The organism is Koromonas soli, from assembly GCF_059726265.1.
This window is the reverse complement of sequence record NZ_AP040872.1, coordinates 3,744,829-3,758,072: the sequence shown is the minus strand read 5'-3', so window position 1 is coordinate 3,758,072 and position 13,244 is coordinate 3,744,829. Positions and strand designations below refer to the sequence as shown.

General features: G+C 58.4%; 12 protein-coding genes. 5 read left to right on the top strand and 7 right to left on the bottom strand.

Annotation, left to right across the window (positions count from 1 at the left end):
- Window positions 1-22: 22 nt before the first annotated feature.
- Together AC6IY8_RS16355 and AC6IY8_RS16350 are read right to left on the bottom strand one after the other, a co-directional pair.
- Window positions 23-622, bottom strand: a complete 600-nt coding sequence (locus AC6IY8_RS16355; RefSeq protein WP_497775659.1) for a type 1 glutamine amidotransferase domain-containing protein — start codon at window positions 620-622, stop codon at window positions 23-25.
- 94 nt (window positions 623-716) lie between these two features.
- Window positions 717-3,191, bottom strand: a complete 2,475-nt coding sequence (locus tag AC6IY8_RS16350) for a protein kinase domain-containing protein (RefSeq protein ID WP_497775657.1) — start codon at window positions 3,189-3,191, stop codon at window positions 717-719.
- Window positions 3,192-3,465: 274 nt separating this feature from the next.
- Here AC6IY8_RS16350 and AC6IY8_RS16345 point away from each other — a divergent pair, with 274 nt between their 5' ends.
- The 5 genes from AC6IY8_RS16345 to AC6IY8_RS16325 all read left to right on the top strand — a co-directional run bounded on the left by AC6IY8_RS16345 (window position 3,466) and on the right by AC6IY8_RS16325 (window position 7,886).
- Entirely contained in the window at window positions 3,466-3,840 is a 375-nt protein-coding gene (locus AC6IY8_RS16345; RefSeq protein ID WP_497775655.1) for a hypothetical protein, read from the top strand.
- Between the two features lie 90 nt (window positions 3,841-3,930).
- A complete protein-coding gene (locus tag AC6IY8_RS16340; RefSeq protein WP_497775653.1) occupies window positions 3,931-4,743 on the top strand; it encodes an alpha/beta hydrolase in 813 nt (270 codons plus the stop codon).
- 43 nt (window positions 4,744-4,786) lie between these two features.
- On the top strand, window positions 4,787-5,641 hold the full coding sequence (gene larE / locus AC6IY8_RS16335; protein WP_497775651.1) for an ATP-dependent sacrificial sulfur transferase LarE: 855 nt from the start codon (window positions 4,787-4,789) through the stop codon (window positions 5,639-5,641).
- Window positions 5,642-5,802: 161 nt separating this feature from the next.
- Window positions 5,803-6,717 (top strand): DsbA family protein, encoded by a 915-nt coding sequence (locus tag AC6IY8_RS16330; protein ID WP_497775648.1) that lies wholly within the window; start codon window positions 5,803-5,805, stop codon window positions 6,715-6,717.
- 113 nt (window positions 6,718-6,830) lie between these two features.
- Window positions 6,831-7,886, top strand: coding sequence for a SurA N-terminal domain-containing protein (locus AC6IY8_RS16325; RefSeq protein WP_497775646.1), 1,056 nt, complete (start codon window positions 6,831-6,833; stop codon window positions 7,884-7,886).
- An 83-nt stretch (window positions 7,887-7,969) separates the two neighbouring features.
- Here the strand turns inward: AC6IY8_RS16325 and AC6IY8_RS16320 are convergent, their stop codons facing one another.
- The 5 genes from AC6IY8_RS16320 to AC6IY8_RS16300 form a co-directional block, all read right to left on the bottom strand.
- Complete coding sequence (locus AC6IY8_RS16320) at window positions 7,970-8,470, bottom strand: acyl-CoA carboxylase biotin carboxyl carrier protein subunit (RefSeq protein WP_497775644.1); 501 nt, start codon at window positions 8,468-8,470, stop codon at window positions 7,970-7,972.
- On the bottom strand, window positions 8,467-10,020 hold the full coding sequence (gene accC / locus AC6IY8_RS16315) for an acetyl-CoA carboxylase biotin carboxylase subunit (RefSeq protein WP_497775642.1): 1,554 nt from the start codon (window positions 10,018-10,020) through the stop codon (window positions 8,467-8,469). Before accC ends, AC6IY8_RS16320 begins: the two co-directional genes overlap by 4 nt.
- Window positions 10,021-10,142: 122 nt before the next feature.
- Window positions 10,143-11,654, bottom strand: a complete 1,512-nt coding sequence (locus AC6IY8_RS16310; RefSeq protein WP_497775639.1) for a hypothetical protein — start codon at window positions 11,652-11,654, stop codon at window positions 10,143-10,145.
- A gap of 129 nt (window positions 11,655-11,783) precedes the next feature.
- Window positions 11,784-12,608, bottom strand: a complete 825-nt coding sequence (locus tag AC6IY8_RS16305) for a tetratricopeptide repeat protein (protein ID WP_497775636.1) — start codon at window positions 12,606-12,608, stop codon at window positions 11,784-11,786.
- A gap of 195 nt (window positions 12,609-12,803) precedes the next feature.
- Window positions 12,804-13,232, bottom strand: coding sequence for an ExbD/TolR family protein (locus AC6IY8_RS16300; RefSeq protein ID WP_497775634.1), 429 nt, complete (start codon window positions 13,230-13,232; stop codon window positions 12,804-12,806).
- Window positions 13,233-13,244: the final 12 nt, after the last annotated feature.

Sequence of the window (13,244 nt, the reverse complement as noted above, 5' to 3'; positions counted from 1 at the left end):
CAACCCATCTGAAAAACACTTCTCAGGCCGCGGCGGAGCGCGCCGAGACGACGGGCCGGCTGAAGAAATCGACGATTCGTCGATTAAAGGCTGAGAGGTCCTGGGGACCACGGCTCGTAACCAGTCCGTTGTCTTCGACTACTTGCTTGTCCACCCAGTTTGCTCCGGCATTGATGAGGTCGGTCTTGATCGAGGGCCACGAGGTGAGCGTAGTTCCGCGAACAACATCTGCCTCAATGAGCAGCCACGGACCATGGCAGATGGATGCTACAGGCTTTCCTGCGGCGAAAAATGCACGGACGAACTCGACGGCGCCGCCATCCATGCGGAGGAAGTCGGGATTCATGACGCCGCCGGGCAGATGCAGCGCGTCATAACGATGGACGCTCGCGTCGGAGAGGGAAACATCGACTTTGATGGAATCGCCCCACTTCACGAGATTCCACGCCTTAATCTTCCCGGCCTTGAATGCTTTATGAGGCGAGATGACGTGCACGGTTGCACCAGCACGCTCGAGGGCCTTCTTGGGACTGGTGAGTTCTATTTGCTCAACGCCATTGGTGGCGAGGATCGCTACACGAGCGCCTCTCAGCTTGTTATTGCCGAATCCAAATAATCCCATTCCATCAGCTCCTGTTTGTTTAGCTATGCGGGTATGGATGCGAGGGATGAAAACGGGGTGTACCGAGGACGATGAGCGAGAATGTGCCTGAACCTCAGGCTTGGGCGAACAAATCAACGTAGCGCTGCCAATGGCTCCGCACCTCGCGCATGATGCTCTGGAACTCGGGATCATCGCGCAACTTATCCCAGTTCTTGTCGCGCTGGAACCAGGGGTAGTTGTGATTTCCGAGTTGGACGGCTCGGCGCAACCAGGTGAGCGCCGTTTGCTTTTCGCCCAGCAGCGCGTACATGGAACCAATCCACTCGGCGAGATCGCCGTCAACGATACTCTCAGGCGTGTAGCGCAGTAGGCCGGGGTCGATCAAGTCGCGGCGTCCCCGAGCAGCGTGCACCATAGCAAGAGAAATCAGGGGCGAGTCATCACCGCTGGAACCGCGGAGTTGTACTGCGCGTCTGAGCACTTGCTCAGCCTCGTCGAGCTTGCCCTGATAGTAGAGAAAGTATCCCAGGAAAGAGAGCAACTTGAACTGGTCTGGATGACGAACAAGGCCCTGCCGGACTTCCTCTTCCGCCTCGTGGTACTTGCCTTGGTAGAGCAGCATGCGCCCGTGCATCCAGTAGATACGCGGCGGCGCGGGATTGAGATCGCGACTGTGACGGAAGGCCGCTTCAGCGAGGTCGGTGAGTCCGGTGTAGTGGTAAGTATAGCCGAGGTCTTCCCAGGCTGTCAGTGAATTCGGAGCGAGCTTTACGGCTTCGCGCAGCAAAGGCATCGCAAGCTCATTCTTTCCTCGTTCACCGTAAACAGCGCCGAGCGAAAGATTGGCCTCGAAGGAGTGTGGATTCAGGGACACGGCCTTGCGGGCATTCTCTTCGGCAAGCGCAAGATTTCGAGCACCGCCCTCCTGGAAATTCGCTGCCTCGTAATAGAAGGTCTGCGTGATGAGAGAGTAGGCGTCCACGAAGCCCGGATCTTTTTGAATGGCTTGCTGGGCTGCTCGTCGGGCATCGCGCAGTTGCTCAAGCCGCGAGGTGACGAAGTAATCGTTGAGGTACGCACGGGCTTGCAACGAGAGATTGTATGCCTCAGGAGAGGAGGTGGAGGGAATCTTGAGTGCCTCCTGCTCGGAGCCGGAGAGCTGCACACTCAAGCCCTCAACGACCTTCTGCGCGACATCGTCTTCGAAGCGCAGCAGGTCGCGGCCTTGAAGATCAAAACGGCCAGCCCAGCGCGTGGCACCGTGGTCGATCAGTTGAACCGAGATGCGCGTCGTGTTTCCCAGGCGCTGGTACGTTCCTGCCAGGACGGAATCAACCTGAAGCTCGCGCGCGGCCTCGACGGGATCTCCGGCCGTCTTCGCATATCGCAAAACCGAGTTGGTAGGTCGCACGGCAAGATTTCTCAGCGTCGTGAGCCGACTGATGATTGCGTCGGCCATACCGAGTCCCCACTCTCCCTCGTTTTCGCCAGAAAGATCGTGGAACGGTAGCACGGCGATTGTGCGAACGGATGGCACAGCGACTTCGGCGGAAGGCGCAGGCCTGTCGGCCGTATCAACAGCGGTTGTTTTTGCCTTCGAACGATAAATCATCAGCGCCCCGGCAATCGCGACGACCAGCACGGCCGCAGCGACGAACAGGGGAAGGCGACTGGACGAGCGTTTTGACTCAGCAACCGGAATTGCAGGTGTGCTGGCCGACTCGCGTTCGCGGTTGAGGCGCTTGAGATCGGTGCGCATGTCGCTCGCATGTTGATAGCGCATCTCGGGATCCTTCTCGAGTGCCTTGGTAATGATACGCACCAGCTCTGCGGGAATCTGCGGGTTCGCTTGCGAGGGCGGAGTAGGCGCGCGATTCAGAATGGCATCGAAGATCAGTCCGGGTGTTTCGCCGGGAAACGGCAGAAGCCCGGTTGCCATCTCGTAGAGCACGACACCGAAGGAGAAAATGTCCGTGCGCTGATCGACCTCCCTGCCGCGCACCTGCTCGGGAGACATGTATGCAACCGTGCCGAGAGTGCTGCCCGGACTGGTGAGTTGCTCGGCAGGAGCAGCAGCCGTGGTGTTTGAATCCGTGACACGCACTTCTGCACGGCGTGCGGCTACTTTCGCCAGTCCGAAATCGAGGATTTTCACTTGCCCGCGGCGCGTGACAAAGATATTTGCTGCCTTAATGTCGCGGTGAACGATGCCCTCGGCATGTGCGGCATCGAGCGCATCTGCGATCTGGATGCCTAAGCCGAGCAGTGTTTCCAGATCGAGAGGTCTGCCGGAGATGCGGTGCTTGAGCGTCTCGCCATCGAGATACTCCATGACGATATATGGCTCGTCCTGCCATTGGCCGATCTCGTAGATGGTGCAGATGTTTGGATGGTTCAGGGCAGACGCAGCGCGCGCTTCGCGGCGGAAGCGTTCGAGCGCAATCTGATCGCGCACCACGTCCGAGGGCAGGAACTTGATGGCGACGGAACGACCTAGCTCGGTGTCCTCCGCCTTATGAACAACACCCATCCCTCCGGCACCGAGCCTCTCGGCGATTCGGTAATGCGAGATGGTCTGTTCGGTCACTTGATGTTCCTGCAGCCCTGCCGTTTTCGATGATCAAGGTGAATAGAAGGATGGTTTATTCCGCCGCGCGTTGGCGCGGTTTGTCACTCAACATCGAGACAACCAATCCAGCAACCCGGACGAGAAGCACTCGATTTATTGCATACCTTCTCAGGGCGGAGTCATCAGACTCTGCAAGAGAGAAAGAAGCACCGCCCCAGTGCTGCAGAGACCGAATACGTGGTAGCCCGGTCGCCTGCGTTCAATCAAAATCGCCAAGCCAGGAGGAAACGAGATGAAACGAATCGGTTGGATGTTTGTCGTTGTACTGGGCTCCGTAGGACTATTGCAGGCACAAGATGCGTCCAAAGCCATGAACAACCCGGATAGCACGATGAAGTTAAGCGGCACGGTGTGTGCCTCTTCGTGCGTAACCAGCGTGGGCAGCAGTATGACGCCGACCTGCGACCCATCCTGCACGATCAAAGGCGACGCCGTGCTGGTGGACGATTCCGGCAACGTGCACAAGATCGCCAATCAGGACATGTGCAAGTCACACATGGGAAAACATGTGAAGATGACTGCCGCTCCGAAGGCGCCAACAGAAAAAGAACGTGAAGAGTCGCTTCGAGTGATGGAACTGTATGACGACCCGGGCGGCGGTTTCTAGGCGCCACCTGTCAGATTACTGCTGAAGCTATCGATCAAATGTCGCGGGCCCGGAAGGTTTCCGGGCTCTTCTTGTGATTGGAGGATGAGGATGAGCACTCATGTCGAATTGCTGCGAGTCTTGAGGGGCGCGGCGACACTCTTCGGGTTGTTTGCAAGCACGATGTTGGCGCAGAGCGGCGCGGCAGAAAAGCCCTCGGCTCCATCGAAACCTCCGGTGCGAAACATCGTTCTGGTACATGGCGCGTGGGCAGATGGTTCGGGCTGGAGAGGTGTTTACGACATCCTGGTGAAGGATGGATACAAAGTCAGCATCGTGCAGGAGCCGGAGACGACATTCAAAGACGATGTGGCTGCGACAAAACGAACACTGGCACTGCAGGATGGACCGTGCATCCTTGTAGGACATAGCTACGGTGGAGCAGTGATCACCGAAGCCGGAAATGAACCGAACGTGGTTGGGTTGGTATATATCGCGGCACACATGCCGGACGCAGGAGAGAACGAGGCCGATGACGGCAAGCGCTTTCCGAGCGATCTGAGCAAGTCAACGGCAATCAAGAAGACACCGGATGGGTTCACCTATCTTGACCTCGCACAGTTCCACGACCTCTTTGCCGCCGATGTGCCCGAGGCCGAGGCGGCGTTCATGGCTCGATCGCAGGTAATGAATGCAGCCGACAATTTCAAGGCGGTGATCACGAATCCAGCATGGAGAAGCAAACCAAGCTGGATGCTGGTGGCCACCAAGGACAGGGCGATTCATCCTGACCTGGAGCGGTGGTATGCGCAGCGGGCGAAGAGTGACACGGTCGAAGTGGCAGGAGCAAGTCATGCAGTGTATGTCTCTCGACCGAAAGAAGTGGCAGCACTAATCGAAAAGGCTGCAAAACAGGGCCACTAAGGGCCCACGTGAACCCGGCGCGGCACTCGTTTAGAATGTATACATGGCTTCAGACGGAATCATCCTTGGAACAGCAGACGAACTGGCTGCAAAACGCGAGCGTCTCTATGCGCATTTGCGAGAGCTAGGGCGGGTGCTGGTGGCGTATTCGGGTGGCGTAGATTCAGCTTACCTGGCTTGGGCCGCGCACGAAGTGCTTGGCAACAACATGCTGGCGGTGATGGCGGATTCGCCTTCGCTGGCGCGGGCGCAGATGCGCGATGCAATCGCATTTGCCCAGGAGTGCGGGATTCCGCTGGACACGGTGCGAACGGAAGAGATTGAAAACACCGATTATCAGCGCAATGACTCGATGCGGTGCTTCCACTGCAAGGATGAACTTTTTGCGGGGATGGAAAAGTTCGCCGCAGACAAGGGCTGGCGGGCTGTTGCGTATGGCGTGAACCTGGATGACCAAGGCGATTGGCGTCCGGGTCAGAAGGCGGCACAGCAGCACGGAGTCGCGGCTCCACTGCTGGAGGCCGGACTGACCAAGGCGGACATTCGCGCACTGGCCGCTGAGGCAGGGTTGCGGGTGTGGGACAAGCCTGCGTCGGCCTGTTTGTCATCGCGCATTGAGTACGGGCGCAAAGTGACTCGTGAGGCGCTGGAGCAGGTAGAGCGCGGAGAAGATGCGCTGCGGGCTATGGGTTTCCGGCAGTTCCGGCTGCGGCACCACGGCGACGTGGCGCGGATCGAAATCGCGCGCGACGAACTGGAACGGGCGCTCTCGCTGGAGATGTTTGCGCGGATGAGTGCGGAGATCAAGGCCTGCGGCTTCAAGTACGTTGCGCTCGATGTGGAAGGCTTCCGCTCGGGGTCGATGAATGCGGTGCTGGCGGTGGAGAGTTTGCGATAGAGCGAATCGTGCAGCGGGAAACCGAAATACGAGAATCCAAGCTATGAATGATCGGGGCCGCCTGTTGGCGGCTTCGCTATTTGAAGCGCCGCGGGTGCCCTGAAATGGGGCGCGTGAGATAATTCTACTGGTTTACCAGCACCTTACTGGTGGGAGTGTGCATGCGCCGTTTGATGATGATGTGCCTTTTGTTGTTGGCAGTGGGTTGCCGGGCTCAGAGCCCGAGCGGCGCAGACTTGGACCGCAGAATCGAGAAGCAGATTCGCTCGACCTTCAGCTTGCCTCCCTATGTCAACGTAGAGGTGAGTCCGCGGAAGCCCAGTACAGAGTTCGCCGGCTACGATCAGATGGAAGTGAAGATGTCATATGGTCCGCAGTCACAGACGCGGCAGATGCTGGTAAGCAAAGATGGTAAGACTCTGATTTCCGTGGTAAAGATGGACCTGACGCGCGATCCCACGGCGGAAGTCATGTCGAAGATCGACCTGAAAGGGCGCCCGGTACGCGGCAATAAAAACGCAAAAGTGACGGTCGTTGTTTATGACGACTTCCAATGCCCCTATTGCTCGCAGATGCACCGCACGATCAACGATGTGCTGAAGAATTATGGCGACCGGATCAAGGTGGTGTACAAGGATTTTCCGCTTTCGCAGATTCATCCTTGGGCGGAGCGTGCGGCGATCGATTCGCAGTGCCTGGCGAAGCAGAGCGATGGCGCGTTCTGGGACTTCGCAGATTACGTGCACGCCAATGGGCGTGAGATTCAGGGAGAGAAGCGTCCGCAGGCAGTGCAGACAGCCGAGGTGGATCGCGTAGCGCTGGATATGGGAAAGCGCCACTCGGCCAACACCGAGACTCTTGCAAGCTGCGTAAAAGAGCAGCCCAAGACGGACTTGAACGACAGCGTGAAGGAAGCCGAATCGCTGGGCGTGGAGGCGACTCCGGCTATCTTCATCAACGGAACGAAGCTGGAGGGCGCAGTGCCCGCCGAAGAGCTGCGGCTAGTGCTGGATAAGGAATTGAAGGCGGTAGGCGAAGAGCCTCCGGCGAAGGCATCTGCGGGAGCAGGCGAATAAGTTCGATGTAACGTTCGGCTCGCGAAAATCGCGATGGAAGCACGTTTGTCAGTGAATTTGCAGAACTGGTGTTTGTTGAGCTGGGTACCACGCAGGGTTTGGAGGGATCTCGATTGAAACGCAAGATGAATGTTTGGAGCGCGGCGCTGGTTCTGTGTGCGCTGGCATTGTTGGCGGGAGCGGGATGCAAAGGCGCGCAGGGCAGCTCAGACGTCGTAGCGCGAGTCAACGGACGCAAGATTCTGCGCTCAGAAGTCGAGAAGTACTATCGCAACCAGACCGAAGGTCAGCCCTCGCCTTCGAATGAACAGGCGCAGAGCCTGCGAATGAGTATTCTGCGCGAACTGATCGAGAACGAGATTCTGCTGCAAAGGGCGGAAAAGCTCGGGCTGCTGGCAACCGATGAAGAAGTTGACAGCAAGCTGAACGAGATTCGCGCCCCTTTCACCAAGGAAGAATTCGATCAGCGATTGAAAGAGCGCAGCATCACACTCGATGAGTTCAAGCGCGATCTGCGGCGCTCGATCACCGTGGAGAAAGTGCTGAACAAAGAGATCACGTCGAAGATCAACATCAGCGACAGCGATATCTCGAACTACTACAACCAGCACAAAGCGGAGTTCAACCTGATCGTGCCGCAGTATCACCTGGCGCAGATTCTGGTGACGACGCAGCCGAATCCTCAGGTGCGAAACCTGAAGAATGACAAGGCGCAGAATGAGGCCGAGGCGAAGAAGAAAGTCTCGATGCTGCTGAACCGGTTGGAAAGCGGAGAAGATTTTGCCACCGTCGCGATGAATTACAGCGAGCAGCCGGACACTTCGGCCACGGGCGGAGATCTCGGGTTCATCCCCGAGAACTCGTTGCAGGGCGACAAGCAGGCTTACGACGCGATCAGCAAGCTGAAGCCGGGGCAGTTTACGCAACCGCTTCCGGCGGCGGATAACGGCACGCATCAGTTATTTGGCTATCGCATCATCAAGCTGATTTCGCGCGAACCCGCAGGGCAGAGAGAATTGAACGATCCCCGCGTGCAGCAGGCGATACGCGAACAGTTGCGCGACCGCAGGGAACAACTGCTGAAGGCCGCCTACTATGAGTCGCTGCACAACAGCGCCTCGATTGAGAACTATTTGGCGGATCAGGTGCTGAAGGGGAGCGGACAGTAGAGAGGCAAGTTGCAAGGTTTCACAAGGATCGCAAGGAAAAACGCCCGGCATCAGCGCCGGGCGTTTTCATTTGTGCTGAGCACTTACTCGATAACCACGAGCAGATCTCCCGCATTGACGGCGGAGGACTCCTGAACGGGGATCCTGGTGACCTTTCCCTTTTTCGTAGACTTGATTTCGTTCTGCATTTTCATGGCTTCGACAACGATGAGGCCCTGGCCAGGTTCGACCTCATCGCCTTCGGAGATGAGAAGCCGCACGACCTTTCCCGGCATGGGAGCGGTGATTCTGGCTGGCCCGGCTTGCCCGGCCATGGCGGCGCGGCGGCTGCGGAGCGAACGCGGATCGCGCACCTCGGTATTAAAGCGCTCCGAGCCGATGATGACGTGGGTCTCGCCCATCAATGAGTATTCGCGTTTGGCTTCGTAGTTGCGCCCTTCGTAGATGATGGAGAGCACATCGCGCGCGGTCATCACAACATCAAGCGCATAGGGCTCACCATCGACGGTGCATTCAAAGCCGTTGCTTACGCGCTCCAGTTCGACTTGATATACGTTGCCATCCACGAGAACTTCGTATTTCATCGGCCTACCCCCTCGATGCGTGCGGCAGCCTTCCATCCACTCGGCTTGGTGCTTCCGTTGGTGGGAGTTGCGGTGCGCGGCATGGCTGCGTGCAGTCCATCCTGATTGCGCGCTGGTTGCGAGCCAGGTGGCGGCTGTTGAGAGAAGATCGCTGCCGCGAGTGCGACGATTGGCCGGCGACGCTCGGTGCGTTCGTCCGTGATGCGTGGCTCTTTGAGAAGGCGATCGAGGAATCCGGTGTCGACGCTTCCGGCCTGGAACTCGGGATGAAGGAGGATGCGGCGGAAGAGCGAGATGTTCGTCTTGATGCCTCCGATGAAGTACTCGATGAGGGCGCGACGCAGGCGATTGATGACTTGCTCGCGATTTTCGCCATAGCCGATGAGCTTCGCCAGCAGCGGATCATACTCGAGCGGCACCACCCATCCCTCGTACATTCCGCTGTCGCGGCGAATGCCGGGGCCGGAAGGCGAGATGAGGCGCGTGATGCGTCCAGGCGATGGGAAGAAGTTGTTGTCGGGGTCCTCGGCATAGATGCGAAGCTCCATGGCGTTGCCGCGAAGCACGACATCTTCCTGCTTGATTGGTAGTGGCTCGCCGGCAGCGACACTGATCTGCATCTGTACGAGGTCGATTCCGGTGACCATCTCGGTGACCGGGTGCTCAACCTGCAGGCGGGTGTTCATCTCCAGGAAATAGAAGTTCTTATCGGCATCGACGAGGAACTCAACGGTGCCTGCGTTGAAGTAGTTCGCTGCCTTGCCGACACGCACGGCGACTTCTCCCATACGACGGCGCATGTCCGGATCGACAAACGAGCACGGTGCTTCTTCGAGAACTTTCTGATGGCGGCGCTGAACGCTGCACTCGCGTTCGGCAAGGTAAATCACATTTCCATGGGTGTCGCCGAAGATCTGCATTTCGACGTGACGCGGGTTCTCGATGAACTTCTCGATGTAAACCTCGGAGTCACCAAAGGAGCGCTGGGCCTCGCTCTGGGCGGCGCGAAGAGCCGATGCGAGTTCCGAGGCGCTGGATACCATGCGCATTCCTTTGCCGCCGCCTCCGGCAGCCGCCTTGAGCATCACGGGGTAGCCTATCGATTCGGCAACCTCCAGAGCCTCTTCGACGCTGGTAAGACCGCTCTCAGTTCCGGGGACGAAAGGAACTCCCGCCTTCTTCATGTGCTGACGCGCCCGTGTCTTGGAGCCCATCATCTCCATCGACTCCGGTGAGGGGCCGATGAACACGAAGCCCGCTTCGCGACAGGCGCGCGCAAATCCGGCATTCTCCGAAAGGAATCCGTAGCCGGGGTGGATCGCTTCTGCCCCACTGCGGCGGGCTGCTTCGAGGATTTTTGGAATATTCAGATAAGACTCCGACGCCTGCGCCGGGCCGAGGTGTTGACAGAAATCGGCCTTGCGCACGTGAAGAGCGCGACGGTCCACATCCGAATAGACAGCCACAGTCTCGATGCCCATCTCGCGACAGGCACGAATGACACGAACTGCTATCTCGCCGCGGTTGGCGACAAGAATTCGTTTGAACATGAGCTCCCCTTGAGACCCCCGAGGTGGGTGAAGTTCTGGATGTTACCAAAAACCGGGTCACGGGGAAACAGAGAAGACAATCAGGAAGTCGAAGCAGGATCCCGCTTGCAGAAGGTACGGGACTAGATTTGCGAGTGCGCTGCCTGCATGGGGGCGAGCGCCAACGTTTGCTGCACCTGTTCGATACGATTGCGCAGGCGGTCGAGAGTGACGGTGAGCACCTTCGCTTTTTCTAGCAATCCACGATCCGACGCGATCTTGAGCGTAGCCATTGCGCTCTGGGTGGCGCTCGAAGCAGCCTCGAGCAGGCGGACAAGCGCGTCGGCGTGGGGACGCCAGAGGTGGGTTGAGTCCTGACGCTGCTTGAACTCCTCTATCTCAGCCTGCATGCGCGCCATGACTGCCACCATGCGGACAAGAGCACGAGCATTGTCGCCACGGAAACTTTTCTCCTGATGAAACTCAGCGGCGCAGGCATCCGCTTCGTGCGGTTGCAGGACAAAGTTGCCGAACTTCATGGGAACGATCTGCCGGAAGCGCTCGTCGGCAGCCCGAACCCAACTGCGCAGCGAATCTTCCACGGAACGGATGCGAGTTTCCTCCTGCAACAACGCCTGGTCCCCAAAGCTATGCATGCTCGACATGGGCGAGGGTACGGCCGCAGGGGGCGCTGCGTGCATCGGAGGTGGCGCCGGAGTCGGAACACGGATTGCGCTCGCAGGTCGGGATGCTTCGTCGAGGATGCGAGTGTGCGCGCGGGAGTCGACGGCCTTCTTCAATCGCGAAACGTAGCGGAAATGATCCTGGGCGCGGCGGTACTCGGTCTTCAGGATCTTCTGCACTTCCAGTTGCGTGAGCTGCTGGACGGTGACGTCTCCATCGACCCGCGAGGATAGGCTGCCCCCGCGTTGCTGGATGTCGTCGGCAAACGCCTTGATGCGCGAAGTGGCTGAGTTGAAGAGCTCGGTGAAGCGTCGGCCGAACTTGTCATTGTAAGGGGCGATGGTAGCCAGCGCGTGCGGATGGTAGAAGGCCGGACCGAAGGTGTGCTTAATGGTGCGTGCCTTCTGCATCAGGCCGGAATCCATGAGGCGGTCGAAATGACTGATGTGCTCGACCTCTTCGCTCAGGTACTCGAATTCGTCGAGAATGCGCGTCTCGTCGGGCGTAAGTTGCGGTAGATCGGCGTCGTCGAGAATCTCCATCAGCGCAATCTCGAACGGTGGAACCGGGGCGACGCCATCCATGGAATACCCGCGGCGCTCCCACTGACCCGGAACGCGGGGATTGCGATATAGGAACGTCGCGACAAAATCGGTCTTGTCGCGATCGAAATCGTTCTTGGATTGCTTGCGGGCGTAGTAGCGGAGCAGAGCTTCGGCCAGGTCCTGATCGACCGTGGCGGTGAGGCTGTGGCGCAGCATTTCCGGGGTGATCGCCATGTCGAGCAGTTTGAGCCAGCGACGCATGGCAGGCAGCAGGGTGTCAACGTCGCGATCTCGCGCGCGCAGGGACTCAGGTTCGAGACCGCGCGGCGGGGTTACCTCGTCCTCAAGAAACTCGTGGAGCAGGTTGAGATAGAACCCGTGCACGATTTCGAGGATAGTAAGTTCCCAACTGAGATCGACAGCCACAACTCACTCCAGATGTTTTGTGAAGCTTTAGTCTAGAACACAGCGGGCGAGAGAAGGAATCAGAATTTTCACTGCAAATGCAAACGGCCCCTCCGAAGAGGGGCCGCAGCGAAAAGCCACAGAGGACGCTTACTTGCCCTGCTGCTGTTGCTGATCCAGAACGATTCCGCCCGGACCACCTGCCTTGTTGGCCTTTTCCTTCTTGGTAGCGATGGTCTTGTCCACCCAGCCATCGGCCGCCTTGAGGTCGGCGATGCGGGCGTCTGGAGTATCGCACTCGTAGTCGGCGCGCTCACGATACATAAGGTTCATGTAGGCCATGGCGTCGTCATAGTCCTGACGGAGCTGCAGGGCTTTGTTGAGGAGGTTGATGCCTTCCTCAACCATGGGAGCGTTGTGAGCCTTGACCACGTCGCAGACCTTCTTGTCCTTGAGCGGGTCGGTGGCCTTCATGCCAATCTTGTTGCGTTCTTCCTGACGGAACTTGTAAGCCTGAGTCCAATCGATGAAGGCCACGGAATAGTAGGATTCCGGATCATTCGGGTCGATCTGGACGGCCTTGTTGTAGTACTGCTTAGCGTCGTCAAACTGTTTCTGCTGAAGGTAGAGGTAGGCGATACCTTTGACGGCGTTGATGTTGCTCGGATCAACGGCGAGTACCTTCTTGTATTCGTCGATGGCCTGCGCGGCGAAGCGCTTGTTTTCTTCCGTCTCGGCGCCGGGCACATACTGCTGAGCGTAGGCGGTGGCGAGATAGATGCGCGCGTTGAGGAGCTTGGGATCAAGACTGACGGCCGTCTTGAAGTGTTCGATCGCCTCTTCGTAACGGGCATTCTTGTAGGATTGCACGCCCTTGTTGAGGTGGTCGCGAGCCTGGAGCTTGGTGCAGCCGGCAGAGGCCAGTACGATGAGAGCGAGGAACAAACCGGCCAGCACGCGTACGATTCTGTTCATTTGATGTCACCTTCCGTTGCCATTTCTTGGCCGGAGTTTAAGGTCTCGAGGGGAAGCTTCGGAGCCGGGCCAGCCCAATGGTGGCCGATGCAGGCTGCTGGCGCTTCACTCTCCCGAACCTCGATGCGGGAGCTTGCGAGGAGGAGGGAGCGCGGCTCGCACCGCACTCCCGGTACTCATTTTCTCGCGATACGGCTATTGACCCTGTTCGATCTTGGCCGTGATGAGACCCACCTTGTCCACACCCGCGGCGTGGACCTTGTCGATCACTGCGGCTACGTCGGCGAAGGTGAGGTCTTCATCACCCTTGACGAACGCAACCTTTTCAGCACGCGTCTTGAAGATGTCTTCCAGACGGCCCTGGAGTTTGTCGATTGTAACGTCGTCCTGGTTGATCTTGATCGTGTTGTTCTTGAGCACCTGAACAACAATCGTGCGATCGTTGGACTCCGTCTGCTTCTGGGGCTGCTTCGGCGGCTGGGGAACCAGCGCGTCGAGCCCCTTGGGCGTGAGCGGAGTGATCACCATGAAGATGATGAGCAACACGAGCAGCACGTCAATCAACGGCGTTACGTTAATGTTTGCCTGGGGACCACCGTCCCCACCGCCAACTGCCATTGCCATAGCGGCTGTCTC

What these genes read in the sequence shown, in the direction of transcription:
- AC6IY8_RS16345 (WP_497775655.1), top strand. Translation starts at nt 3,466, where the DNA reads ATGAAACGAATCGGTTGGATGTTTGTCGTTGTACTGGGCTCCGTAGGA.
- AC6IY8_RS16320 (WP_497775644.1), bottom strand. Translation starts at nt 8,470, where the DNA reads ATGAAATACGAAGTTCTCGTGGATGGCAACGTATATCAAGTCGAACTG.
- AC6IY8_RS16330 (WP_497775648.1), top strand. Translation starts at nt 5,803, where the DNA reads ATGCGCCGTTTGATGATGATGTGCCTTTTGTTGTTGGCAGTGGGTTGC.
- larE (WP_497775651.1), top strand. Translation starts at nt 4,787, where the DNA reads ATGGCTTCAGACGGAATCATCCTTGGAACAGCAGACGAACTGGCTGCA.
- AC6IY8_RS16355 (WP_497775659.1), bottom strand. Translation starts at nt 622, where the DNA reads ATGGGATTATTTGGATTCGGCAATAACAAGCTGAGAGGCGCTCGTGTA.
- AC6IY8_RS16300 (WP_497775634.1), bottom strand. Translation starts at nt 13,232, where the DNA reads ATGGCAATGGCAGTTGGCGGTGGGGACGGTGGTCCCCAGGCAAACATT.
- accC (WP_497775642.1), bottom strand. Translation starts at nt 10,020, where the DNA reads ATGTTCAAACGAATTCTTGTCGCCAACCGCGGCGAGATAGCAGTTCGT.
- AC6IY8_RS16340 (WP_497775653.1), top strand. Translation starts at nt 3,931, where the DNA reads ATGAGCACTCATGTCGAATTGCTGCGAGTCTTGAGGGGCGCGGCGACA.
- AC6IY8_RS16305 (WP_497775636.1), bottom strand. Translation starts at nt 12,608, where the DNA reads ATGAACAGAATCGTACGCGTGCTGGCCGGTTTGTTCCTCGCTCTCATC.